The organism is Desulfobaculum xiamenense (genome assembly GCF_011927665.1).
GTDB lineage: Bacteria > Desulfobacterota > Desulfovibrionia > Desulfovibrionales > Desulfovibrionaceae > Desulfobaculum > Desulfobaculum xiamenense.
The window spans coordinates 534,172-557,977 of sequence record NZ_JAATJA010000001.1; the positions used below are offsets into that span (position 1 = coordinate 534,172).

The 23,806-nt window shown below is 60.8% G+C and carries 19 protein-coding genes and 1 riboswitch; of the genes, 14 read left to right on the forward strand and 5 right to left on the reverse strand.

The features are described 5' to 3' along the window. Positions 1 to 129: 129 nt before the first annotated feature. The gene (metE, locus tag GGQ74_RS02440) at positions 130 to 2,424 is read right to left on the reverse strand and encodes a 5-methyltetrahydropteroyltriglutamate--homocysteine S-methyltransferase (protein ID WP_167939943.1); all 2,295 of its coding nucleotides are present in this window, start codon (positions 2,422 to 2,424) and stop codon (positions 130 to 132) included. Positions 2,425 to 2,544: 120 nt separating this feature from the next. On the opposite strand from metE, the gene GGQ74_RS02445 reads away from it, so the two are divergent. From GGQ74_RS02445 to GGQ74_RS02455, 3 genes are all read left to right on the forward strand, one after another. Continuing rightward, positions 2,545 to 3,468 carry a LysR family transcriptional regulator gene (locus GGQ74_RS02445; protein ID WP_167939944.1) on the forward strand — a complete coding sequence of 308 codons (924 nt, stop codon included), beginning with the start codon at positions 2,545 to 2,547 and terminating at the stop codon, positions 3,466 to 3,468. 496 nt (positions 3,469 to 3,964) lie between these two features. Further along, entirely contained in the window at positions 3,965 to 4,876 is a 912-nt protein-coding gene (locus GGQ74_RS02450) for a cation diffusion facilitator family transporter (RefSeq protein ID WP_245168097.1), read from the forward strand. A 256-nt stretch (positions 4,877 to 5,132) separates the two neighbouring features. Further along, positions 5,133 to 6,935: a cation:proton antiporter gene (locus GGQ74_RS02455; RefSeq protein ID WP_167939945.1), complete on the forward strand. Its 1,803-nt coding sequence runs from the start codon at positions 5,133 to 5,135 to the stop codon at positions 6,933 to 6,935. Between the two features lie 159 nt (positions 6,936 to 7,094). Here GGQ74_RS02455 and GGQ74_RS02460 read toward each other — a convergent pair whose 3' ends face one another. Next, complete coding sequence (locus GGQ74_RS02460) at positions 7,095 to 9,581, reverse strand: autotransporter outer membrane beta-barrel domain-containing protein (RefSeq protein WP_167939946.1); 2,487 nt, start codon at positions 9,579 to 9,581, stop codon at positions 7,095 to 7,097. Positions 9,582 to 10,008: 427 nt separating this feature from the next. Between GGQ74_RS02460 and GGQ74_RS02465 the strand changes: the two genes are divergently transcribed. After that, a complete protein-coding gene (locus tag GGQ74_RS02465; protein ID WP_167939947.1) occupies positions 10,009 to 10,497 on the forward strand; it encodes a gamma-glutamylcyclotransferase family protein in 489 nt (162 codons plus the stop codon). Between the two features lie 135 nt (positions 10,498 to 10,632). Here the strand turns inward: GGQ74_RS02465 and GGQ74_RS02470 are convergent, their stop codons facing one another. Continuing rightward, positions 10,633 to 12,603, reverse strand: coding sequence for a monovalent cation:proton antiporter family protein (locus tag GGQ74_RS02470; protein ID WP_167939948.1), 1,971 nt, complete (start codon positions 12,601 to 12,603; stop codon positions 10,633 to 10,635). Positions 12,604 to 13,218: 615 nt separating this feature from the next. On the opposite strand from GGQ74_RS02470, the gene greA reads away from it, so the two are divergent. Then, positions 13,219 to 13,701 (forward strand): transcription elongation factor GreA, encoded by a 483-nt coding sequence (gene greA / locus GGQ74_RS02475; RefSeq protein WP_167939949.1) that lies wholly within the window; start codon positions 13,219 to 13,221, stop codon positions 13,699 to 13,701. 475 nt (positions 13,702 to 14,176) lie between these two features. Here the strand turns inward: greA and ribB are convergent, their stop codons facing one another. Further along, on the reverse strand, positions 14,177 to 14,830 hold the full coding sequence (gene ribB / locus GGQ74_RS02480) for a 3,4-dihydroxy-2-butanone-4-phosphate synthase (protein WP_167939950.1): 654 nt from the start codon (positions 14,828 to 14,830) through the stop codon (positions 14,177 to 14,179). A gap of 116 nt (positions 14,831 to 14,946) precedes the next feature. Beyond that, positions 14,947 to 15,096, reverse strand: a riboswitch (FMN riboswitch). A gap of 248 nt (positions 15,097 to 15,344) precedes the next feature. Between ribB and GGQ74_RS02485 the strand changes: the two genes are divergently transcribed. Together GGQ74_RS02485 and GGQ74_RS02490 are read left to right on the forward strand one after the other, a co-directional pair. Next, positions 15,345 to 15,797 (forward strand): hypothetical protein, encoded by a 453-nt coding sequence (locus tag GGQ74_RS02485; RefSeq protein ID WP_167939951.1) that lies wholly within the window; start codon positions 15,345 to 15,347, stop codon positions 15,795 to 15,797. A 181-nt stretch (positions 15,798 to 15,978) separates the two neighbouring features. Beyond that, positions 15,979 to 16,344 carry a hypothetical protein gene (locus GGQ74_RS02490; RefSeq protein ID WP_167939952.1) on the forward strand — a complete coding sequence of 122 codons (366 nt, stop codon included), beginning with the start codon at positions 15,979 to 15,981 and terminating at the stop codon, positions 16,342 to 16,344. A gap of 143 nt (positions 16,345 to 16,487) precedes the next feature. Here the strand turns inward: GGQ74_RS02490 and GGQ74_RS02495 are convergent, their stop codons facing one another. Then, a complete protein-coding gene (locus GGQ74_RS02495; RefSeq protein WP_167939953.1) occupies positions 16,488 to 16,931 on the reverse strand; it encodes an alanyl-tRNA editing protein in 444 nt (147 codons plus the stop codon). 226 nt (positions 16,932 to 17,157) lie between these two features. Between GGQ74_RS02495 and GGQ74_RS02500 the strand changes: the two genes are divergently transcribed. From GGQ74_RS02500 to ybgF, 7 genes are all read left to right on the forward strand, one after another. Continuing rightward, positions 17,158 to 17,778 carry a class I SAM-dependent methyltransferase gene (locus GGQ74_RS02500; protein ID WP_209280055.1) on the forward strand — a complete coding sequence of 207 codons (621 nt, stop codon included), beginning with the start codon at positions 17,158 to 17,160 and terminating at the stop codon, positions 17,776 to 17,778. A gap of 177 nt (positions 17,779 to 17,955) precedes the next feature. After that, the gene (locus GGQ74_RS02505; RefSeq protein WP_167939954.1) at positions 17,956 to 18,117 is read left to right on the forward strand and encodes a rubredoxin; all 162 of its coding nucleotides are present in this window, start codon (positions 17,956 to 17,958) and stop codon (positions 18,115 to 18,117) included. Between the two features lie 298 nt (positions 18,118 to 18,415). Continuing rightward, positions 18,416 to 18,904: a hypothetical protein gene (locus tag GGQ74_RS02510; protein WP_167939955.1), complete on the forward strand. Its 489-nt coding sequence runs from the start codon at positions 18,416 to 18,418 to the stop codon at positions 18,902 to 18,904. A gap of 262 nt (positions 18,905 to 19,166) precedes the next feature. Continuing rightward, positions 19,167 to 21,989 carry an isoleucine--tRNA ligase gene (ileS, locus tag GGQ74_RS02515; RefSeq protein WP_167939956.1) on the forward strand — a complete coding sequence of 941 codons (2,823 nt, stop codon included), beginning with the start codon at positions 19,167 to 19,169 and terminating at the stop codon, positions 21,987 to 21,989. A gap of 91 nt (positions 21,990 to 22,080) precedes the next feature. Then, the gene (gene lspA, locus GGQ74_RS02520; RefSeq protein ID WP_167939957.1) at positions 22,081 to 22,575 is read left to right on the forward strand and encodes a signal peptidase II; all 495 of its coding nucleotides are present in this window, start codon (positions 22,081 to 22,083) and stop codon (positions 22,573 to 22,575) included. A 23-nt stretch (positions 22,576 to 22,598) separates the two neighbouring features. Further along, entirely contained in the window at positions 22,599 to 22,829 is a 231-nt protein-coding gene (locus GGQ74_RS02525) for a PLD nuclease N-terminal domain-containing protein (RefSeq protein ID WP_167939958.1), read from the forward strand. Further along, positions 22,826 to 23,767 carry a tol-pal system protein YbgF gene (gene ybgF / locus GGQ74_RS02530; RefSeq protein WP_167939959.1) on the forward strand — a complete coding sequence of 314 codons (942 nt, stop codon included), beginning with the start codon at positions 22,826 to 22,828 and terminating at the stop codon, positions 23,765 to 23,767. The genes GGQ74_RS02525 and ybgF overlap by 4 nt, the downstream gene beginning before the upstream one ends. Positions 23,768 to 23,806 lie beyond the last annotated feature (39 nt).

Below are 23,806 nucleotides of genomic sequence, written 5' to 3' on the forward strand. Positions count from 1 at the left end.
AGCACTCTTAACGCCAAACACCGCACATCTATCACGCGGATTATTCACTCGCAATGGCAATATAAAGCGGATGCGCCACGATAGGTAGCTCAAGCGGCTGCGACATCTCATGCGCCGCAGCCGCATCGTTTAAGCCTTTGTGGCGCGCAGTCGTGCCGCGGCGGCGACCATGTTGGTCAGGGCCGGGATCACTTCGTTCCACTGGCGAGTCTTCAGGCCGCAGTCCGGGTTGATCCATAGGCGTTCGACCGGAATGCGCTCGGCGGCCTTGCGCATCAGTTGCACGATGTGCTCCTCCGTCGGGATATTGGGCGAATGGATGTCGTACACGCCCGGTCCGATCTCGTTGGGATACCTGAACGTGTCGAAGACATCGAGCAACTCCATGTCTGACCGCGAGGTCTCGATGGTGATGACGTCGGCGTCCATGGCTGCAATGGAGTCGATAATGTCATTGAATTCGGAATAGCACATGTGGGTATGGATCTGCGTTTCGTCCGACACGCCATTGGCGGTGATGTGGAAGGCGCTGACCGCCCAGTCGAGGTATTCCTTCCACTGCGCCCTGCGCAACGGCAGCCCTTCGCGAAGCGCGGCTTCGTCAATCTGGATTATGCGCACACCCGCCCTTTCGAGATCGAGCACTTCCTCGCGAATGGCCAGCGCGAGTTGGGCGCAGGATGCCGAGCGCGGCTGGTCGTCGCGCACGAAGGACCAGTTGAGAATGGTTACCGGCCCTGTCAGCATGCCTTTCATCGGCTTGTCGGTCAGCGATTGGGCGTAGGTGATCCAGTCCACCGTCATGGCCTGCGGGCGGCTGATGTCGCCAAACAGGATGGGCGGCTTCACGCAGCGCGAACCGTAGGACTGGACCCATCCGAACTGGCTGAATGCGTAGCCTTCGAGACGTTCGCCGAAGTATTCCACCATATCGTTGCGCTCGGCCTCGCCATGCACGAACACATCAAGCCCCAATCCTTCCTGTTCTCGCACGCACCGCGCGATCTCGGCCCGGATGATCTCACGATAGGCCGTCTCGTCGATGTCCCCAGCACGGAAGCGGCTGCGCGTCTGGCGGATTTCCGCCGTCTGCGGGAAGGAGCCGATGGTCGTGGTCGGGAACGGCGGCAGCTTCAGCAGCGCGGCCTGCCTCTGGGCTCGGTGAGCGTAGGGACTGTTGCGGTGGTGCCGCAGTTCGCCAATTTTCGCGACGCGGGCTTGGACTGCGGGGTTGTGCACCCGGGGGGACTGTCGGCGTGCGTCCATGGCGGAGCGGTTGGTCTCCAGCGCTGCCTTCACGCTTGCCCGGCCATGATTGAGTGCGTTCGCGAGTACGCGTAGCTCGTCCAGCTTCTGCCGGGCGAAGGCCAGCCACGATTTCAATTCCGCGTCGAGCTTCTCTTCGCTTTCCAGATCCACGGGCACGTGCAGCAGCGAGCAGGACGGTGCGAGCCACAGCCGATCGCCCCGCGTCCGGGCCACGGGTTCCAGCCAGTCCAGCGTGGCGTTCAGGTCCGTCTTCCAGATGTTGCGGCCGTTGACGACGCCTAGCGAGAGCACGCTTTCCGCCGGAAGCTGCGCGTTCAGGGCTTCGACCTCATCTCGTGCGTTCACGGCATCCAGATGCACACCCTGCACCGGCAGCGCGGCGACCAGCGGCAGGTTCTCGCGCAGTTGACCGAAATACGTTGTCAGCAGCAGCTTGACACTTCCGGTGTTCAGGGTCCGATAGGCTGTGGAGAAGGCCTGCGTCCACTCTTCGTCGAGTTCCGTGACGAGGATTGGTTCGTCAATCTGTACCCATGTTGCGCCATGCGTGGCCAATGCGTTCAGGAGTTCCACATACGCTGGCAGCAGGCGCGGCAGCAGTGCAAGCCGATCCGAGTCGTCCCGGGCCTTGCCGATGGCGAGATAGGTGACGGGACCGATGATCACCGGCTTGGCCGCAACGCCCTGCGCCCGCGCTTCGTCCAACTGTTCCAGCAGTCGCGAGGAGTTCACGGCGAAGGTCGTGTCGGCGGTGAATTCCGGGACGATGTAGTGATAGTTGGTGTCGAACCACTTGGTCATCTCGCCAGCAGTCACGCCGTTCGGGCACTGCGCCTTCTGGTCCGCCGCAGGGGCCGAGCGTCCGCGCGCAATGCGGAAAGAGCTATCCAGCGCGTCACCCTCGTGGTGACGCACCCGTTCGGGGAGGTTGCCCAGTGTGAAGCTCATGTCCAGCACGTGGTCGTAGAAGGCGAAGTCGCCAACCGGAACGAAATCCAGAGCCGATTGATCACGCCAGTGGCGTTGACGCAGTTGCGCGCCCTTGGCCTTGAGTTCGTCGCGGGATATCTGTCCCTTCCAGTAGGATTCGAGTGCGAATTTCAATTCGCGCCGAGCCCCGATGCGGGGAAATCCGAGATTGTGGGTGTAAGCCATGAATCTTTCCTTTCTTGTGGTTCGGGGAAGCCATGACCAGAGATAGCGCTTTGAATCCATGAATGAAAATGGTAAGTTTTCACACTTCAATGAATTCTGTTCATATAAGGAAAGCGCTCAATGCCCACTCTCGAACGCGACCATTTGGAAATCATCCGTGCTGTGGACCAGTGCGGTTCGCTGACCGCCGCCGCAAAACGGTTGCGCCTCACGCAGTCCGCGTTGAGTCACAGCATTTGCAAGCTGGAAAGCCAGATCGGCGTTGCCATCTGGCACCGGGAGGGACGCCGCCTGCGGCCGACGCAGGCTGGCGCGTATCTGCTTGCCATGGCCCATAGGCTTATTCCGCAATTCGTCCAAGCCGAGGAACGCCTCCGGCAGTTCGCACATGGCGAACGCGGAACGCTGCGCATCGGGATGGAGTGCCACCCCTGCTACCAGTGGCTATTGAAGATCGCCTCTCCCTATCTGGCCGCATGGCCGGGAGTGGACATGGATGTGAGGCAGCAGTTCAAGTTCGGCGGCATCGGGGCGCTGTTCGGATACGAAATAGACCTCCTGGTGACGCCGGATCCGCTCTTCAAGCCTGGCCTGCTCTTCGAACCCGTCTTCGACTACGAGCAGGTGCTTGTGGTCGGCACGAGTCATCCCCTGCGCGACGCGGCCCATGCTCTACCCGCTCAGCTGGCCGACGAAACCCTGATCACTTATCCGGTCTCGACCGACCGGCTCGATGTCTTCACCCGTTTTCTCACGCCCTCAGGGATTGCCCCGAAGCGGCACAAACTGATCGAAACCACGGACATCATCCTGCAGATGGTGGAAAGCGGTCGTGGTGTCACGGCGTTGCCGCGTTGGCTTGTCGAGGAATACATGGAGAGGTTCGACGTGCTTCCCATTCGCCTTGGTCCGCGAGGAATCGACAAGCAGATCTTTCTCGGTATCCGCGAGGCTGATGCCGACATAGACTACCTGCGCGCGTTTCTGGCGCTGGCGCGGTCACATCGCTCCGTAGCGGGGAATGTTGAGAACGAGAGTGTGTGATTTGGGCGGGACGCTGTCGGCGGATTCAGGAGCTCGCTGAAGGCACCCGCGTTGTGTCCGGATATGGCTCCATGCCCCCTGCCCCGTTCCCGCATCCGCCATTCACATCCCCTGACCGATTCTGATTCTGCATATCAACTGCAATGCAAAAATGTTGCACTGCGGCTTTTTTTGAGTGTATTGATGCGGTTGTCGTACGTGCGAGGTTGCGGATGTGCTTGGCGACATGCCCTATTCCGAATCCTTGAATGCATGATCGTGGCGTGATCGGCGAGAGTCTTTATGTGTCTCTGCGTCTGCCGCGTTCTCGTGTTTCTGGCGTTTAGGGCGGGATATCCTTTGTGTCACATTCCGCCTTCCGGTACCATGCAACGCAGGATGCGCAATGGATTTGCGGCTTCCCGAAGTGTGTTTCATGATGCCATTGGAAACAGATGTTCAACATGCGAAATGGCGATGTTCGTCGCCATTCGGATACGGTTCGGAGAATGACGCGTTGACGACGCAATTCAGGGCCATCACGGTTTCCTTTGTGGCGGGAGTCTGTATCCTGCTCTTCAAGTTCGCCGCATATGCGCTTTCCGGCTCCGCCGCGCTCCTTTCCGATGCGCTGGAGTCCATCATCAACGTGGTGGCGAGCGCCTTTGCCATGTGGAGTGTCCATGTGTCGCTGACGCCGCCCGACGAGAACCATCCCTATGGACACGGAAAGATCGAGTATTTCTCTGTCCTTTTTGAGGGCGCGCTGATCCTTTTGGCTGCGGCGGGCATCGTCGCGACGTCCGTCCCCAAGGTCCTGCACCCACAGCCTCTGCCGAAGCTCGATGTCGCCATGGCGATTTCCGCATTCGCATCGCTGCTGAACCTCGCCGTTGGCCTGTATCTCATCCGCGTTGGCAAGCGTACGGCCACAATGACGCTCACCGCGGACGGGAAACATCTCATAACGGACGTCTACACGACGGCCGGAGTCATCGCGGGTCTGATTGTCGTGCGTGTGACGGGATACTTCTGGATTGACGGTGCCATCGCCTGCGTCCTTGCCCTGCATATTTCGCGTACAGGATACGACCTGGTCCGCCAATCCATAAGAGGCCTTATGGACGAAAAGGACGCCGGGCTCGTCGAGGAACTGTACGCGATACTTGCCGACATCCGACGCCCCGAGTGGCTGTCCGTGCACAATGTGCGGGCGTGGCGATCCGGGCGCAGCATTCACGTAGACATGCATCTTGTCTTGCCGAGGAAGCTCTCCTTCGAAGAGGCCCAGATCAACACGCACCTCATCGAAAGCGAAATCCGCAAGCGAATTCCCCATGTTTCGGATATCCTTGTGCGGACGGAACTGTGCGACGAGCGGGACTGCCATGTTTGCCCGTTTGGCGGCTGCGACATCGCCGGAAAATGACGTCGCCGTTGGTCTGCCCTTTTGCGCGCCCTGATGCGTAACTCCGGCGGCATCGAAGAGGGAGGACACCCTCTTCCTGGATGACGACCTCTTCCCCGGCGGCTGAGCGGGTGCGACTTTTTCCAACGTTTCCGCATCCGGCGCTTCCTTTCCGTCATTGACGCAAAGCTCGTGGCCGCCAAGCGCCTTTTGGGATACATTCTGCCGGTGGTCCGAATGTCGGATTGGAAAGCGAAGGGACGGGAGCAACTCGACCATGCACGGCGCAACGCTTCTCCTGATCATTCTCGCCGCCGGAATGGCGAGCCAGTGGGTGGCATGGCGCATCCGAATTCCGGCCATCGTCATCATGATTGGCGCGGGGCTGACGCTTGGCCCAGTCGCCGGGATAATCAGGATCGACCTTCCCCAGCGTGAGCTGACCGATCTGATCGGGCTTGGCGTGGCCATCATTCTCTTCGAAGGCGGCATGGACCTGAAGTTCGGCGAGTTTCGGCGCGTCGGCCGGGGCATTGGCCGCCTTACCGTCCTCTGCCCTCCGCTGGCATGGCTGTTCGGCGCGCTTGCGGCGCGCCATGTGGCGGGATTGAGCTGGCCCGTGGCCTGTGTGCTGGGGGCCATTCTCGTCGTCACCGGGCCTACCGTCATCCAGCCGCTCCTACGCCAGAGTCGGTTGCGCAAAAAATCCACGCTCCTCCTGAAATGGGAAAGCATCGTCAACGACCCCATCGGCGTGCTGTTTGCGGTGCTCACCTTCCAGTATTTCACCACCGTCGGCGGCGGATGGGGCGACACGCTCGTCCGCATCGGCGTGGCGCTTGTCGTTGCGGCGGTGCTTGGCGGTCTGGGCGGGTGGCTCATCGCCGGACTCTACCGACGCGGGCTGGTGCCGGAGCATCTGAAGCCCCCGGCACTCATGCTGCTTGTTCTGCTCGTCTATGCGATCAGCAACATGTTCCAGCACGAAGCCGGACTTCTGAGCGTGACGGTCATGGGCCTCGTCATCGGCAACGTGCGGCTTGTCGAGCGTAACGCCTTGCAGCGTTTCAAGGAAAACCTCACCGTCATCCTGCTGGCCATCCTGTTCATCGTCATCCCTTCGCAGCTCGAAGTTCGGCATCTGCAAATGCTCGACTGGCGCAGTGTGCTCTTTGTGCTGGCGATTCTCCTGATCGTGCGTCCCGCCTCCATCGCTCTGGCGACCATTGGCGCACCCATCCAGCGCGAGGACAAGCTGCTGCTCGCATGGGTTGCCCCACGCGGCATCGTCGCCGCCGCAACGGCGGGCATCCTCGGGCCGGAACTCGTGGCTGCGGGGTTTCCCGACGCGCAACGGCTGTTGCCCATCATGTTTCTGGTCATCATTTCCACGGTGCTGCTGCATGGGCTGACCATTGGCGGTCTGGCCAGACGCCTCGGCCTTGCCGCGGCGGCGCAGAACGGCCTACTCATCGTGGGGGCTTCGCCTTGGGCCAGGGCCCTTGCGAGCGCCCTTCACGATCTTGGCATCAACGTCATGCTGGCCGATGGCGCGTTACCCCGGCTCATGGCCGCCCGCGTGGACGGCGTGGAGGTCTATTTCGGCGAAGTGCTTTCCGAACACGCCGAGCACTCCCTTGAAACGCAGCACCTGAGCTACCTGCTCTGCGCCACCGACAACGATTTCTACAACGCGCTGGTCTGCAAGGCTCGCGGGCGCGGCTTTGGCCTGCACCGGACCTTCCAGTTGGCCATCCATCAGGAAATCGGCCCGGAACTGCACCGCGTGCCGGTGCAGCAGCGCGGACACACCGCCTTTGACGAACGGGCAACATTCGAAGCCCTGCACCAGTACCTTGATGCCGGATGGACAATCCGTGCCGTCGGCCTGCGGCAGAAGGACGATTTTGCGCTGCTTTCCGAGAGCCTCGGGGTTGCGGGACGTGATTGGTTTCTGCTTGGCGGCGTCTCGCCCAGCGGACAATTCCGGCTGTACTCACGGGAGCTGGCTTTCAACCCCGATGCGGGATGGACGCTTCTGATCTTTGCGCCGGAGCGCGCACCGCGAGCACAGGGCTGACGAACGGGCGGGACGCGTTCGCTCCGTACGGAAAAGCAAGAAGAAGGCCCGTCATGAACGGCGAAATACGCCGAACATGACGGGCCTTGTGTTGTCCGTGTGAGAGATGAAAGCTTTCGCGTCCAGCGTTCAGACGGAAGCGAAAACCGTTGGGGTCAGCTAGAAGTTCACCTGCACTTGTAGCCATCCGCTCTGCTGGATACGATCCCCATTTTCCTCTCTGGAATAGCCGAGTTCGAGGGATGTGTCGCCGTTGGTGACGGTGCAGCTGGCCTGCGCGCCAAAGCTCATATCGTCATTGGTGTCCGTCATGTCCTTGCGGGAGCCGAGCAGTTCCATGTAGCTTGCAGTCTCTCCGTCCGTTAGGACCTGATCAGCGAAGATGCGCAGGCTGGGCAGAATCGAGACGTCGCCGAAGGCCAGACGTCGCATCAGACGAAGGCTTGCCGTGGCGTAAAGCTCGTTCTCGTCAACATCGCCGTAGGTGGTGGACGGACCAGCGACGTTGGAAGTCGTGAAGCCGTCCTGATGAATCCATTCGTGCCGCAGGCTGAGTTCCGGGGCCAGAAGCGTGTGCTCGGTGGGCCTGCATTCGTAGCTTCCGGTCAGCATGGTCGAGGCTCCACGGCTGCCGTAGGTGGCGTGCTCCCGGTTTGCGGGGGCGTCGTCGCGGAATTCGTTCTGCGAGATGAACAGTGTGGACGAGGCGCGAAGGGCGAGGCTCTGCGAGAAGCGGTGCAGACCCTGAACGCCCAGCGAGAAATTGGAGATGTCGACCTTGCGGTCCTGATTGGCGAGCGAGGCGAAGTTGATGTCGCCGCTGCCCACGCCGACATGGAAGCCGACGACGTCGTCGCTACTCACGGCGCGGTTATAGCCTGCGGAAATGCCACGAGCCGTGCCGGTATAGTCATCGTCGTCGGTGCGGATCACGTAGGGCATGAGGAAGACGGAATGGGACTTGTCGTCGGTGTCGAGCGCGCCATGTCGTTCGCCGGGGACGACCCCTCCCGCGGAGGCCAGCATGGTCCCTTCCGCATCGTTTTGCGCGTAGAAGTCGCCTATTCTGAACGCGGCGTTGACGAGAGCCTGATCGGAGATGTCTACGCACTTGCTCACGATCATGTTGGAGCTTTCGACGGCCTTGAGCGCCGGAGCGGATTTCGGATTGTAGTTCAGCCGCACGGCTTCGTTTGCACCGATCACTTCGAGGTCCACATCCGCCGGGGTGTCGCAGACGATGCTTTCGAAGGCGTTGGCCTCGCCCGCGACGAACTCGTCCACCTTGTACGGCGTGTTTAGAAGTGTCTGCGGGCTCACGTGGACATGCAGCGTGGAGTCGGCGAGGTCGAAGGTGCCGGTGCTCCCGTGTCTCCACCTGCCGATGAAGGCATCGGGGTCGTGCGCAAGGAGGATGGCGTATTCCCTAACCGCGAAGGTGCCGTCAGTGGCGTAGACGTCGTAGGCTGTCGTCGTTCCGGTGTCGGTGGAGGCGGAGGCGTTGATAAAACCTGTGGAATGCAGGGTGCAATTGTTTCCGCCCATGATGCCGTAGGCTTTGGCATGTCCGATTGCCGAGACGGCGGAGGCATTGATGGTTCCGCTGTTCACTATTGTCGAGCCAGAGCCAGCCTCAATGCCGAAGGCCTGAGCATTCAGAGAACTTTCAGTTGTTCCGGCGTATGCCGTTGACGTCAACATTCCGGAATTGTTGATGGTGCTATCTGTGATGACAGCGATGCCCGTGGCGGAGGTCAGCATCATAGATCCGCCCGTATCCGGCACGGATGTGGCTGGAGTCTGTGCGTTGTCGCCATGGGCCGTAACAGCGATGGTCCCGGTGTTACTGCACAGCACCCTTCGGTTTCCGTAGATGCCAGTGGCAATAACGACTGTGGGAGCTGTTCCAGTATGCGTATCGCCCTGCAAACCACCTGCCGCATCAACCAAGATTTGGCCGGAGTTGAAGCAGTGACTGTCCTCGCCACACCCGATGCCTGCGGCGAGGGATTGCGCTTTGAACGATGTGGCTGCCGCATAGTCCGAAAGTTTGGTGGAAACGGCAATGGTGCCGTTGTTGACGGCCACGCATTCGGAATAACCCGGCAACGGCGCTTCAGGGCCGTCACTGAATGGCGTGAGGCCGGAGCGTGTGACCCACATGCCGTAGGAGATGGCCTTGGGGTTGCCGGTGCCGATGCCATCAAGCTCGCTCACACCCGAATACGTGTAGAGTGAACCGTTGTTGACGGCGACTCCGCCGTTGATGACCGCCTGACCAAAGGTCAAGGCCCTATCGCCAAATACTCCGATGCCAAAGGCGCTTGGCGTTTCGGCCAGGATGGTTGCTGATCCGTTGTTGACGCTGAACATGGCATCGCCGCCTGCACAAAAGCCAGCTGCGAGGGTGGCGCCTGCGGTTTCGCCACACGGCGGCATGGGCGGGGCGGTGTTCAACATGTCGGTCACGAAGACTTCGTCATGAATGGCCAGTCGCCCGAAGTAGGCTTCGAGGTCATCCTGATAGTCCTGTTGCGTGTACTCATCCTGAAAGCCGAGGAGGTCGCCGCTTTTCGCTTGTGCCGGGAATCCGGCCGTCATGATGAGTGCGAAAGCCAAGGTAACAATCATGTGCTGTCGAATCATTTGAACTCCAAATCCGGTCTGATGAAATGCTTTGCATATATAACCAGTAGACATGCAACAATGTGCTCGCACATTACAATGAGGATATTGCTAAAAGATATGTCAGCGTCGTCTATTGTGGCCTCTCACATATCAATGCAAAAAGTGTAGACAGCGCAAGTGTGTGGTATGTATCATACAACCTGATGCCGCGTTTGATTGCATTATTTTTGTCATCGATGCATCATCAATATGTGGCGCTTATTGTTTTGCTATATTCTTCTGAGTGTAGATGAATTTCAAAACAGCAAAATTTCGAACATATGGGCATCGATGTCAAACATAACATGAATATGCGTACGCTACTTCTGATATGAACACGTTTTCGAGTTGATCCGTCACATGACCGAACATGCTTTCGCCTCAACAACGAGGCAATGGAGAAACGATGACTGACCGGATGGAGCCGTTTAGGCTGTTCGTTTATGGAACGCTGATGCGCGGCGAGAGGAACCATGCGCGATTCTGTGGCGGTGGCGTGGGATTTCGGGAGGCCGCCATTTGGGGCAGGCTTTTCGATTTGCCAGCGGGCTACCCCGCCCTGTTGATTCCGCAGCAGTCGATCATGGCGACAGGGACGCTCGACCCTGTCGCGGACGCGCAGCGGCAGGCCGAGGTGGGATGTGACTGGCCACAGCGGCCGGAGGGCGATTGGGATATCGTGCATGGCGAGTTGGTCGAATTCGCCACGCCCTCGCGCGACATGCCGCCCATCGACGAGCTTGAGGAATTCGTCCCGGACGGGAGCGGGCTGTATCGGCGCGTGCTGGTGTCGGTGATGGTCGGGGCGGAGTGTGCCGCCGCGTGGGTGTATTGCATGGATGCCACGCCGCAAGGCGTGCGCCTGCCGGATGGGCGCTGGTTGGGGTGTCGATGACGTGAGGCCCCCTGCCCTTTCGGAAATGACGTTCGCCATTCTCGCGAATGCAAGAAAAGGCCGAGGCCACTTCGGATGAACCCGATGTGACCTCGGCCTTTCAATCTTTCATGATGGCTGGGGTGTGGGGGATGCCTAGCCTTCGCTGGCTGCCATGAGGGTGCGCAGGGCGTCCACCTGCTCCGCCATGCCGATGACACCGAGTAGGTCCCCTGCCCGCAGCGTCTTCTCCGGTCCGGGATTGACGTCCACGTTTTCGCCCCGGAGGATGGCCACGACGGATGCGCCTGTGCGGGTGCGGATTTCCGTATCGCGAATGGCTCTGTCTCCAAGTGGGGAGCCTGCTGGCAGCTCTATCCAGTGCAGATCGAACAGGCGCTGGGAGATTCGAAGCGCCCCGCCGACGCCGTTGGCGGACATTTCCTCATGGAACGGGGCATACAGATCGCGGTGTACCTCATCCGCGAAGCGCATGATGTCCGCAGCCGATACGCCAAGGCGCGACAGTGTCTGGCGGATGAATTCGAGACTGGCTTCAAGGCCCGGCTCAACGACAATGTCGGCCCCATCCTGCGCCAGTGCCCGCATTTCCTCGCCCGTGTGCGCGCGCCCGATGACGACCAGTTCCGGTGCGGCCTTGCGAGCCATCTTCGTGACCATCTGGACGACCGCGTAGGCCGGTGGCGTGACGAGCATGATTCTGGCCTGCGCCACATGCGCCGCCTCCAGCACCACATCGTTGCCCGCATCGCCGAAGATCACGGGCATTCCGGCCTTGCTGAGCTTTTCCATGGCGCGGTAGTCGTCCTCGATGACGACGAAGGGGTGCCCGAAGCGCCGCAGGATGCCCGCGATCATGCCGCCAATGGTTCCGCCGCCCACGATGACCACGTGGTCGCGCATGGCGTCACTCGGCGGGAGGTTCTTGGTTTGCAGGGGGCCATGCCCCACCAGCCGCTTGCGCAGGCCGTACAGCGGCCCGGTGATCCGTGCGGCCAACGGCGTAAGCATCATGCTCAAGACCGCCGTGGTAAGGATGAGGGAATATTCCCGATGTCCCAGCGCACCGGAGGCCGCGCCCGCGCTCGCCAGCAGGAACGAAAGTTCGCCTATCTGGGACATGGTCAGCGCCGTGGCCAGCGGAATAACGTTGCCGTAGCGGAATATCCGCGAAAGGATGGCGAAGATCGCCCCCTTGCCGATCATGAGGAAGGCCAGAAGCGTCAGCACCTCGCCGGGGTGGTCGATGATCACGGACGGATCGAGCAGCATACCGATGGAGGCGAAGAACAGCAGGCCGAAGAGGTCGCGCAGGGGCAGCATGTTGCCGAGCGTCTGGTATGCGAAGTCGGATTCGCTGAGAATCATGCCCGCCACGAAAGCGCCGAACGCGAAGGACAGGCCGGTCAGGTAGGTCGCGTATCCGATGCCCAGCCCCAGTGCGCAGGTGCTCAGGAGAAACAGCTCGCGCGAGCCGCAACGGGCGATGCGGGCAAGGACCGCCGGGATGATCTTCCTGCCGAGGGCGACCATGGCGACGAGGAATATGCCCGCCTTGGCGCAGGCCCAGACCAGCGCGCCCAGCTCCGACCCGATGGTCTGTATCTTCGGCACCACGATGAGCAGCGGGACGATGGCCATGTCCTGAACAATGAGCATGCCGATCATGACCCGGCTCGACAGTGTGCCCATGAGGCCCTGACTTTCCAGCGTTTTCAGCACGACCATGGTGCTCGATAGCGACATGACCGCGCCGAGCCACAGAGAAGCATTCCAGTCCCAGCCAAGATGCAGGCCAACGCCATACCCGAAGGCCATGGTCAAAAGTATCTGGATGGGCGTTCCGATGAGGGCTATGCCCTTCACCGGCTTCAATTCCTTGAACGAGAACTCGATGCCGAGCACGAACAGCAGGAGTGCCACGCCGATTTCGGCCAGCAGTTCGATTTCGTGGACGGACGAGACGGTTACGCCGCCGGTGTGCGGGCCAAGCAGGATTCCCGCAACAATGTAGGCGAGAATGAGCGGCTGGCCCAGCTTGCGCGCAAAAACGGCGCATATGAGCGAAAGGACGATGATGAGAACGAGATCCGAAGCGATGCCCATGATTTTCCCTGTTCTTCGAAAATGTGATGCGGGAGCCAAAAACACCGTTTGGCGGCTGTGCCGGGCGGTGTCGCCTCAACTATCCCCGAATGCCCTTTCGGCTGTCAATGCGTGGGTATGCAGACGTGCCGGGTGCGACCGACATGAACCCTTGCGCGTTCCATATGGGACAAGGTCTTTCGCTCTTCCGAATTCGAAAAACACATATCCCTGTATTTTCGGGCATCAGGAAAGGCTGGCCTCCCGCTGAAAATTCTGTTAGAAGTCTTGTCAGCCTTCCTAACAAATCCTCCCCACAGAAATTGTTCTTTGCACGCTTTGGCGCGCAAGGGCATTTCTTTTACATTTGGCGGACTGTTGGGAAAGCTCCGGAAACTGCGAGGTTCATGCATGAAGCCCCCGCAGGTATCCGGAAGGCCAGCGGAATGTCGGGTCCAGCATGTTTTTATGGACAGAGCTTCCGCATGTTGTTCCGCAGAGGCATGGGGAAGGCCCTTTGTGCCTTGACCGGGTGGCGGACATGGCTTGGCCGTGTCCTTCATCGTGCCGCCCAGCCACGGCTAGGCTGCATTTTTTGTTGGCAAATACAGATGTGAGAGTAGTTAAGGATTAATGATGAGCACCATTCCGATTTCTGTCGAAGGTTTTGAGCGGGTCAAAAAGGAACTCGAGGAACTCAAGAAGGAGCGGCCCGAGGTGATCGATGCGATCGCCAAGGCTCGCGAGGAAGGCGACCTGCGTGAGAACGCCGGATACGACGCCGCCCGCGAGCGCCAGGGTATGCTCGAAGCGCGTATCAATTACATCGAGTCGCGCATTCCTCGTTTCAACGTCATCGACTTAAACACGTTGCATGGTCCCCGCGTCACCTTCGGCGCCACCGTTGAGATCGAAGATCTGGATACCGCCGAGGTGCGCAAGTACACCCTGCTCGGTCCGGACGAGACCGATACGGCGAACGGAAAGATTTCCGTGCTTTCTCCCGTTGCCCGTGCCCTTCTGGGCAAGGAAGAGGGAGACGAGATCGTTGTCGACGCCCCGCGCGGCAAGATCGAGTACGAAATCGTTTCCGTGACCTTCCCCGGCTTGAAGAATTAACCGCGTAGTGCGTCGGGCCTGCGCGTTGGCAGGCCCACAAGTGCCCACCACGCGTAGAGCCACGAGAAAATCGCAAGGCCTGCATCCACGTTCGGATGCAGGCCTTTCTTGCGTGGCGTTGCGCCGGAAGTTCACGGCGTTCGGCCATGCCCCCCTGCCCTGCGATTGGTATCGGGGCTGATTCGACAGGTTGGCTGCGGACGTCCGGCAGCGCGCTACGCCTTGGCGTATCGGGCGCTCGCTGACGGCGGCGGCGTTCCGTTGCTTCGAGCTACCCCCTTCACCATGCCGTTAGGGTGTGAATTCCGATTCGCCTTCTCCCCCTCTCCGTTCATTCTCACGTCGCTTCAACGACAGAAAACCCCGCACCGGGAATGTTCCCGGTACGGGGCGTTCACTATGCCCACGCGGTGTTGATCGACTCAACGCGGCGAGGGTGCATTGCGCGGTCGGCGGACCTCGCAGTGTCGGCTGATCAGCAGGCCTCGCGCTGTGCGGCGAGGCGATAGGTCACGATGTCCTGCACGGTGAGCACGGGAATGTCGTGCCGTTTGCCGAGCTCGACGATCTCCGGCAGGCGGGCCATGGTGCCGTCCTCGTTGGTTACTTCGCACAGCACGCCGTAGGGCTTGAGACCGGCAAGACGCATGAGGTCCACGGTGGCCTCAGTGTGTCCGCCACGCTCCAGCACGCCGCCCTGACGGGCGCGCAGCGGGAAGACGTGGCCGGGGCTGTTGATGCTGGCGGGGGTGGCGTCGTCGGCAATGGCTGCCTTGATGGTGGTTACGCGGTCAGCGGCGGAGACGCCGGTGGTCACACCCTCCGCCGCCTCGATGGAGACGGTGAAGGCGGTCTGGTACTGGCTGCGATTGTGCTCCACCATCATGGGCAGGCCCAGTGCGCGGACCTTGTCCTCCGGCAGGCAGAGACAGACGATGCCGCTGCACTGGCGGATGAGCATGGCCATCTGCGGCGGAGTCAGGGTCTGCGCGGCGAAGATGAGATCACCTTCGTTTTCGCGGTCCTCGTTGTCAGTAACGAGAACGCCCTGACCACGGCGAAGGGCTTCCAGCGCGTTTTCCACGCGCTCTGCGGGGGTACCGAAAAGAGAAACGGAATTCTGATTCATGGCAATACTCCTGAAATCACTATGGATTACCAGAATCAGGGCGATGAGACAGACAGCTGTACGCAGGTGCGGACAGCCCCGAACCCGATGGGCCAAGGGGGCAGGTGCATTGGCTGTCTTATCCTCTTACATCCGGACTATGACCGTCGGCTCTGGCATTTCACCAGATCTGCTGACCTTTTCCCCCGATGGGAAAAGCGCTCGCGGGCTTCCCGAAAGAATGGGTTACCGCCGGTGGGGAATTTCACCCCGCCCTGAGAATAAGATGGGTTCTTGATGCTCCCCTTCTCCAATCTTGTCAACGGCTTTGTGCAGCCGGTCCCCTTTTTGCGGCCAGTGGCGGCAGTTTCGGAGAGCATGCAGTCCCACAGCAATGCAGCGCCGAGCTATGAAGCCATGCCATATCGACGCATCGTTTCAAATAGGATATGACAAATTGGGGTGTTCCAGAAAAATCATGATGCATGCCGTTGAGTTGAAGCCTTCTGGCCGCTGACGAATGCATGGAGGTGTCATGTCCGAAACGAACGAGAACATGATCCGTATCGTCTATCGCTACGTCTGGTTCGCTTTCTGGATCGCTGGTGCCGTGTTCGCCTTCATTGCCGTCGTCGACTTCGAGTTGAACGCGTTCACCTTCGTGGTGTGCGCATTGCTTGGCGCGGCCTGGGCCATGTTCGTCTGCGGGGCATTGAGTTTGCTCCTTGGCGTCATCATCCCTCTGGACCCGCTGGGAGCCCGGCTGACCGAACGCGAGAAGGCCTACGCGAGCATAGGCTCACTCATCGGACTGGGGCTGTTCCTCCTGTTCTTCTTCACCGAGTATCAGATCAAGCGCGACCTTCCGGATGCCCAGAACCTTTTCTACCTGAGCCTTGGTGGGGCCATCGTCACCGGATTGTCCGGCCTGATCGTTAGCGCATTTCTCAAGAATCTCTTCGATCAGAAGCACAGGCGCAGAAAGTAGGAGGTCTTTCGCATGATTTCGTTGGTACTCAAGATTGCGTTGCAGCAAGTGACGGACGAGTTTCCAGTGTTGGATGTCAATGAACAGTTCGCATACCCTTTACTCATTCATGTATGAATGATAATATTCCCGGCAGTCTGATATGTCCCCGGTATCAAATACAACTTAAAGGAGGCCTGACATGCCGAACATGGATTATCCAGGACCTTGCCCAAGCTGTGCGCTTGTCGAGAACTGCGACACCGAGGCGCAGCGCAAGCAGCGCATCGAGCATTACTGCAAGGGCTTGGAGATGGAACTCAATTCCTGGAAGGCCCGGCTTTTCGACATCTTCGCCGACGACAAACGCAAGACGGACGTCGAGGACACCCTGCAGCTCATCCGCTCCACCCTGCGCGAAATCGAGATGCAGATGGAGAAGATGCGCTTCGAGTGCCCCATGAACATCACCGGCACCGAAACCGCCATCGGGCGTAAGTTCGAGGATCTGCGCGTCCATTACAGCAAGGCGCTTTCAGTACTGAGCCCCGGATATTTCGGCGGCTGAGCCGCGCTTTTTCCTCCGTGCGTTCCATTGGTGGCCGGTGGGCATGCGATGCGTGTCCACCGGCCGCAAACGTTCGACGGCCCCCGCACCTGCATGGTGTGGGGGCCGTCGTCGCGATTTCGGAAAGCGTGGAATGCGTGCGCCTAGGCGGGATCGTCCAGCCTGTAGCGGATGCGGAGCACCCCATCTTCGAAAGTGTGGGAAATGACGCGAAACGCGCCGATTTCCGCCGTGTTGTCGACATGCTCGCCTATGCACGGGCAGGCGTCGTAATCGCCGATCAGCACGATGCGTAGCGCTTCCCCAGCGTCCTCGGGGAGTCTGGACAGGTTGAAGGTGCGTTCAGCCTCGCTGCGGGGCATCATTTCGGCCCGCACGTCGAGTTTGCCGTCGATCACGGCATTGACGCGAGCCTCAATGTCGGAAATTTCGGCGTCCGTGAGCGGACGGGCAAAGTGGTAGTCACACTTTGATTTTTTCTTGTTGATATGCGCGCTGAATGAGCGCTCGCAGCCGAAGACCCGAACCATGGTTCCGTTCAGGATATGCTCTGCGGAGTGCATTCTGGGGGCGTAATCCTTGCTCATCGTCTCTCCTCTCGGTGTTTTTCGGCGCAAAGACTACGTCAGCCGGTGCGTTGCGTAAAGTCCGCAATGTCGTACGCATTCGGCTCCCCGCCGGGTTTGCGGCCCATGCGGCAATGCTCGTGCTGGCGTGTCCATTCACGAGTTTCATGCATCTTGTGTCTGCGCGGGATGTTATGTACCATCGCGGCGGAGTCAGGGATGGATCTTCACTACGGAGGTCGAAGCGATGAAAGCCCGCAGAATGCGCAGCGTTCTCCATGTCGGCTGCGGCATGCCGAAACCGGATCGGCTGCATGCCATGTTCCGCACTCCGGGATGGCGCGAGATACGGCTCGACATCAACCCCGACGTCCGTCCGGATTATGTCGCCTCCATCACCGACATGCGTATTGTCGTCACATCCAGCATGGATGCCATCTATTCCTCCCATAATCTGGAGCATCTCTACCCGCACGAAGTTTCGCTGGCCCTGTCGGAATTCCGGCGGGTTCTCCGCGCGGATGGATTCGCCCTTGTCACAGTTCCGGACGTCCAGTCCGTCGCAGAGGCCATTCTGCGCGACGGGCTAGATGATGCCCTGTACAATTCGTCCCTCGGCCCCGTCGCCCCGCTCGATATTCTGTATGGACACCGCGTCGCGCTGGCACAGGGGCGCCTGTACATGGCCCACCATACGGGATTCACGCAGAAGACACTTGCCGTGGCGCTCCAATCCGCAGGTTTCACGCATGTGGAGGTGCGACGCGATCCCCAGACCTACAGCATTTGGGCAAAGGCGACGGTGAACAGGCCAGCCAGCACTGCCAAGGCATCGCATGCCGGGGCCGAGGAAGCCCCCACCCCATGAGCGCCGACCGGATCGTTAGGGTCAAGTGCTGGAAATGCGGCACGTTGTCGCCGATCGGCCGCCCCTCGCGCGGAGTCGGGCTTTTGTCTTCGTGGCGGAACGCGTTTGCCTTTTCCATGTGTGGGCATATCATGCCAGACAGGATTCAATGCACCAGCAACCCATACGGAGGTCATCATGGCTGGAGAAAAATGGGAATGCCCCTGCGGCTACGTCTACGATCCGGCGGAAGGCGATCCTGAACACGGCATTGCGCCCGGCACCGAGTGGGCCGACGTGCCCGAGGATTGGGTCTGCCCCAAGTGCGGAGCCGAAAAAGAATACTTCGAGATGATCTAGACGGGTGATGTGTCCCCCGCGTCGGCGTGACGCGGATGCGGACGCCCCGCCGCAGCTTTCATGCGCAAAAGCCCTCCTGCCTCTGGCTGGAGGGCTTTTCTCGTGTGGGCAAGCCGTACGCGGGTGTCAAAGCATCGACGATCATCGCCCCCGTTTTCTCGTCCCTAAACGAGAACATGATGTGCCATCGCGCATGGTTCCGGCATGCTGCCGTGTTTGGCCTCCGAGTTGCAAAGCACATCCCCGAGGCGAATTCGCCGTCAAACCGCAAACGCCGGCCACGGGTTCGGGGGACGATATGCGTTCAATAGCGATCATCATGACTTTTCTGTTCTGCGTTGTTTCCTCACTTGTCGCACTGGGGCTCGTTCCCGAGATGCCGCAGGCCGGAAAGGCGCTCGGCGTGGCTCCGGCTGCCGAGGCCGCCCATGCGGTACGCCCCATTGGCTCACATGTCGTGCGGCTTCGGGTGACGCAGGATGTCTACCCCAATCCTGCCGCCCTTTCCCCTGAAGAAATCTATACGCCGTCGCGCTTTGGGGCCGGACCGTCAATCACGCCCACCAGTTACGGCGAAGGCCATGGTGCGCCCTCGAACGAAGCCATGGCTCAGGAGCCCTCGCCGGACCATCGCCTCGCCGCCAAGGCCGCATCTCAACGGCTCATCAGCCTCGCCGAGGCCGCCATTCACCGCGTGGCGCAGGATTGCGAGACGCAGCACGGCGTGGTGGTGCCTGGCGGGCGCGCGGTCATCACTGCTCCCGCGCCGGGTTGTCTGCTGGTCTAAGTCGTCACGTATCCCGCAACGGGCGACCACGCCCAACCATCTGACTTCACCTGCTTTTTGACTGGCGATTCGGGCATACCGCCCTGCGCGTGAAGCGCCGCCTTCTTCCCTGTCCCCTCGTGAGCCTTGCGCCCCGCAAGGCGCGCCCACGGCCACATCCCACGGTTCAGCCCCTCTTTTCTTGACTTTGCGGGAGACTTGGTTACTTTTGTCATCTTTATTTTGCTTGCCTGTTTAATTTCCGTGGAGGACACGCACATCCATGAGCGATTATAAGAAGACCCTGCACCTGCCCCAGACCAGTTTCCCCATGAAGGCCAATCTGACCCAGAACGAGCCGAAAATGCTCAAGTTTTGGGAAGAGACCAACGCCTACGAGACCATGGTCAAGGCCAACGAAGGCCATGAGCGCTACGTGCTTCATGACGGTCCGCCCTACGCCAACGGGCACATTCATCTCGGCACCGCCATGAACAAGGTGCTCAAGGACATCATCGTCAAGCACCGGAACATGCAGGGCTACGAGGCCGAATACGTCCCCGGCTGGGACTGTCACGGCCTGCCCATCGAGCACAAGGTGGGTCAGGAACTCAAGGCCAAGGGCAAGACCGACCTGCCCGCCGCCGCCATCCGTAAAATCTGCCGCAGCTATGCGGAAAAGTGGATGAACGTCCAGCGCGGCGAGTTCAAGCGCCTTGGCGTCATGGGTGCCTGGGACGAACCGTACCTGACCATGAACCCCAGCTACGAGGCCGCCACGGCCCGTGAGCTTGGCAATTTCATGGCCAAGGGTTCCGTCGTCCGCAACAAGAAGCCCATCTACTGGTGCAACGACTGCAAGACGGCCCTCGCCGAGGCCGAGGTGGAATACGCCGACCACACCTCCCCCTCCGTGTTCGTCCGCTTCCCGCTCACCGACGAGCGTGTGAAGGAAATCATCCCCGCCGTCGATCCCGCCCGTACCTTTGTGTGCATCTGGACGACCACCCCGTGGACGCTGCCGTCCAACATGGCCATCGCCTTCCACGCCGAGTATGATTACGCCTGCGTGGAGCATGAGGGCAATTTCTACATCCTCGCCGAGGAACTGCTGGAGAGCTGCGCCGCCAAGTTCGGCTGGAGCGGCTACAGCGTGGTGGCCACGATCAAGGGTGCCCAGATGGACCGCCTCAAGGCCCGTCACTGCTTCTACGACAGGGAATCCCTGCTCGTGCTGGCCGATTACGTCACCCTTGAGAGCGGCACCGGCTGCGTTCACACCGCCCCCGGTCACGGTCCCGATGACTACATGACCGGCTACCGCTACGGTCTCGAAATCTACTCCCCGCTTGACGACGAGGGCCGTTTCCTGCCCACCGTCGAGTTCTTCGGCGGCAAGACCGTCAACGAGGCCAACCCGCTCGTTATCGCCAAGCTGCGCGAGGTGGGTAACCTGCTGGCCGAGGAGAAGATCACCCACTCGTACCCGCACTGCTGGCGCTGCAAGCAGCCCGTCATCTACCGGGCAACCACCCAGTGGTTCATCTCCATGGAGAAGAACGACCTGCGCGCCAACGCACTCAAGGCCATCGCCAGCGACGTGCAGTGGATTCCGGCCTGGGGCCGCGAGCGCATCCACAACATGATCGAATTCCGTCCCGACTGGTGCATCTCGCGCCAGCGCACGTGGGGCGTGCCCATCGTGGCCCTGCTCTGCAAGGACTGCGGCGAGGCGTGGTTCGACTCCAAATGGGTCATGGACATCGTGTCCCGCTTCGAGAAGCACCCCACCGGCTGCGACTACTGGTTCGAGGCTCCGCTCGACGAGATCATCCCCGCCGACCTCGTGTGCCCCCACTGCGGTGGCCGCCACTGGGAGAAGGAAGACGACATCCTCGACGTGTGGTTTGACTCCGGCACCAGCTTTGCCGCCGTTGTCGAGCAGCGCGACGAATGCCGCTTCCCGGCTGACATCTACCTCGAAGGTTCCGACCAGCACCGCGGCTGGTTCCATAGCTCGCTTCTGGCGTCCATGGGCACCCGCGGCGTGGCTCCGTACAAGTCCGTGCTGACCCACGGCTACGTCGTCGATGGCGAGGGCAAGAAGATGTCCAAGTCCATCGGCAACGTCGTGGCTCCGCAGGAAATCATCGACAAGTACGGCGCGGATATCCTGCGCATGTGGGTGTCGTCCGAGAACTACCAGTCCGACGTGCGCATCTCCGATGACATTCTGAATCGACTGGTCGACGCCTACCGGCGCATCCGCAACACCATGCGCTTCATCCTCGGCAACCTCGGCGATTTCGACCCCGCCGTCCACGCCGTTCCCGCCGACAGGATGCTGCCGCTCGACCGCTACGCCATGGACCTCATCAACTCGATCCATGCAAAGATCGAGCGCTCCTACAACGAGTACGAGTTCCACCGCGTGTTCCATGCGCTGCACAACATGTGCGTGACGGACCTGTCGTCCTTCTATCTCGACATCCTGAAGGACCGCCTCTACGTCTCCGCGCAGGATTCGCCGGAGCGCCGCTCCGCTCAGACCGCCCTGTGGCAGATCCTCATGGTCTTCCTGAGCGACATCGCGCCGGTCCTCTCCTTCACCGCGGAAGAGGCCTTCCAGAGCCTGCCCGAGGCGCTGCATCCTGGCGTTCCCACCGTGTTCGCCATGCGCTTCAAGATGGACGAGAGCTACCTCCTTTCCGAGGAGGAGCGTCACCGCTGGGATACCATCTCCGCCGTGCGCGGCGAGATCATCCGCGCCATCGAGCCGGTGCGTAAGGCCGGAACCGTGGGCCACAGCCTCGATACCGCCATCACGGTCTTCGCCCGCGAGGACCTGCTGGAGGATCTTTCCATCGAGGGGCTGGACCTGCGCGAGCTGTGCATCATCTCCAGCCTGACGCTCGCTCCGCTGGCCGAGGCTCCCGCCGATGCCTTCACCAGCGAAGAAGTCGAGGAACTGCGCATCACCGTTGCTCCCGCCAAGGGAGACAAGTGCGAGCGCTGCTGGGTGCATTCCGAGGAGCTTGGCACCGATGCCACGCATCCCACGCTGTGCCCCCGCTGCGCCGCAGTGATGGCTGCCGAGGCCGAATAGCCTCACGCGCAGCCCCATTACCGCCTGAATGGCCCGGGTGCGGCGCAGACCGTGCCCGGGCCTTTGAACATGGAGGATACACAACAACCCCATGCGCGCGCGTTACACCACCGCACTCGGCATTGCCGGGTTCGTTCTCGCCCTCGATCAGGTCACCAAGGCCCGGGTCGCCGCATCCATCCCGCTCTGGGAAGGATTTCCGGTCGTGCCCGGGTTCTTCAACATGGTGCACGTGCTCAACCGGGGCGCGGCCTTCGGGTTCCTGAACCGGACCGACATCGAGTGGCAGACGACGTTCTTCATCGTCACGGCACTCGCGGCTGTCGGGCTGATTCTCTATCTGCTGCGCGGCTCCCACTGCGCGGACCGGCTGTCCGTATGCGGACTCGGCCTCGTTTTGGGCGGCGCGCTCGGCAATCTGGTCGATCGCATCCGCATCGGCGCGGTGATCGACTTTCTCGATTTCCACGTGGGGGCATGGCACTGGCCCGCCTTCAACGTGGCTGACATCGCCATCTGTCTTGGGGTTTGCGCACTCACGCTCACCCTTCTGAAAACCGGCAACAGCGGCGAAACGAACGAATAGCCGCACAGGAGAGTTCACAGACGATGCTCGTTGACATCTCCACATTCTCCCCTGCACTTTTGGCCATCATCGCAGCCATGGTCGCCGTTTGCCTTTCCTTGAGTTTCTGGGCAATCTGGCACGCGTTCTGGCGCGAATTCCCTTCGCATCAGGAAAAGATGGTCTGGTTGGCCTTGGCTGTCTTTATTCCGTTTATCGGAGGAATCGTCTATCTTGTCTGTGGAAGGAATAGAGGACGGAGATACGCATCATGAAACGAATGCTCGCGCTGGGAATCATGAGTCTCACGCTGACCGCATGCGTGAATCCCGACGACATCAGAACCCTCGACGACCGCGTATACGCGCAGAAGGTTCGCATCGACGGCATCGAACAGAAGGTCACGGACCTCTCCACGCCCGACCCGCAGCAGGCGGACACCTGGTCGCAGGTGCAGAGCATGCGCCTTGAGCTGGCGTCGTTGCAGGGCGAGGTGGAAAGCCTGCGCCGTGCGCTGGACGAACAGCAGGCCGCCACGGATGCCAACCGCAAGTCCGTGAATGCCCTTTCCGGCGACATGCGCGACGTGCACTCCGCATGGCAGCAGATGACCTCGCAGCTTGGCGTGGATGTCGATCTCGCGGCCATGCGCGCAGAGCGTCAGGCCGCCGAGCAGGCCGCTGGCGCGCCTGCGGCCAATGCAACCGCCACCGACGGTGCGGCTGCGGCCGATGCCGCCAATGCCACCGCAGAGGCTCCGGCCAATGGTGACATGGAACCGGCCACCCCCGCGGCGCAGCCCGAAAAGCCCGCTGCCCCGGCCGTCGCCGCCAATGCGGACCCGGCCAAGGCGCTCTACGATTCGGGCCGCAAGTTCTTTGAGGAGCGCAAGTACGCCGAGGGCCAGGCCCGCTGGGAGGAGTTTGTGGAGAACTTCCCCAAGCATGAACTGGTGGCCAACGCTCTGTTCTGGCAGGGCGAATGCTACTACCAGCTCAAGGACTACGCCCGCGCCGTGCTCAAGTATCAGGAAGTGCTGGACGGCCACAAGAAAAGCCCCAAGTACCCCACTGCCCTGCTCAAACAGGGTCTGTCCTTCATGCGCCTTGGCCGTGTGAAGGCGGGACGCCTGCTGCTGCACGACGTGGTCGAGAAGTTCCCCAAGTCCCCCGAGGCACGGCGCGCAACGGCCCTGCTCAAGGGACAGCAGTAACATCTGCTCCGGCTGCCGACGGCACCGGACGATTGACGG

Bases quoted from the DNA above. Each gene is read 5' to 3' on its own strand.
- metE (WP_167939943.1), bottom strand. From the start codon at position 2,424: ATGGCTTACACCCACAATCTCGGATTTCCCCGCATCGGGGCTCGGCGC.
- GGQ74_RS02445 (WP_167939944.1), top strand. From the start codon at position 2,545: ATGCCCACTCTCGAACGCGACCATTTGGAAATCATCCGTGCTGTGGAC.
- GGQ74_RS02455 (WP_167939945.1), top strand. From the start codon at position 5,133: ATGCACGGCGCAACGCTTCTCCTGATCATTCTCGCCGCCGGAATGGCG.
- GGQ74_RS02460 (WP_167939946.1), bottom strand. From the start codon at position 9,581: ATGATTCGACAGCACATGATTGTTACCTTGGCTTTCGCACTCATCATG.
- GGQ74_RS02465 (WP_167939947.1), top strand. From the start codon at position 10,009: ATGACTGACCGGATGGAGCCGTTTAGGCTGTTCGTTTATGGAACGCTG.
- GGQ74_RS02470 (WP_167939948.1), bottom strand. From the start codon at position 12,603: ATGGGCATCGCTTCGGATCTCGTTCTCATCATCGTCCTTTCGCTCATA.
- greA (WP_167939949.1), top strand. From the start codon at position 13,219: ATGAGCACCATTCCGATTTCTGTCGAAGGTTTTGAGCGGGTCAAAAAG.
- ribB (WP_167939950.1), bottom strand. From the start codon at position 14,830: ATGAATCAGAATTCCGTTTCTCTTTTCGGTACCCCCGCAGAGCGCGTG.
- GGQ74_RS02485 (WP_167939951.1), top strand. From the start codon at position 15,345: ATGTCCGAAACGAACGAGAACATGATCCGTATCGTCTATCGCTACGTC.
- GGQ74_RS02490 (WP_167939952.1), top strand. From the start codon at position 15,979: ATGCCGAACATGGATTATCCAGGACCTTGCCCAAGCTGTGCGCTTGTC.
- GGQ74_RS02495 (WP_167939953.1), bottom strand. From the start codon at position 16,931: ATGAGCAAGGATTACGCCCCCAGAATGCACTCCGCAGAGCATATCCTG.
- GGQ74_RS02500 (WP_209280055.1), top strand. From the start codon at position 17,158: ATGAAAGCCCGCAGAATGCGCAGCGTTCTCCATGTCGGCTGCGGCATG.
- GGQ74_RS02505 (WP_167939954.1), top strand. From the start codon at position 17,956: ATGGCTGGAGAAAAATGGGAATGCCCCTGCGGCTACGTCTACGATCCG.
- GGQ74_RS02510 (WP_167939955.1), top strand. From the start codon at position 18,416: ATGCGTTCAATAGCGATCATCATGACTTTTCTGTTCTGCGTTGTTTCC.
- ileS (WP_167939956.1), top strand. From the start codon at position 19,167: ATGAGCGATTATAAGAAGACCCTGCACCTGCCCCAGACCAGTTTCCCC.
- lspA (WP_167939957.1), top strand. From the start codon at position 22,081: ATGCGCGCGCGTTACACCACCGCACTCGGCATTGCCGGGTTCGTTCTC.
- GGQ74_RS02525 (WP_167939958.1), top strand. From the start codon at position 22,599: ATGCTCGTTGACATCTCCACATTCTCCCCTGCACTTTTGGCCATCATC.
- ybgF (WP_167939959.1), top strand. From the start codon at position 22,826: ATGAAACGAATGCTCGCGCTGGGAATCATGAGTCTCACGCTGACCGCA.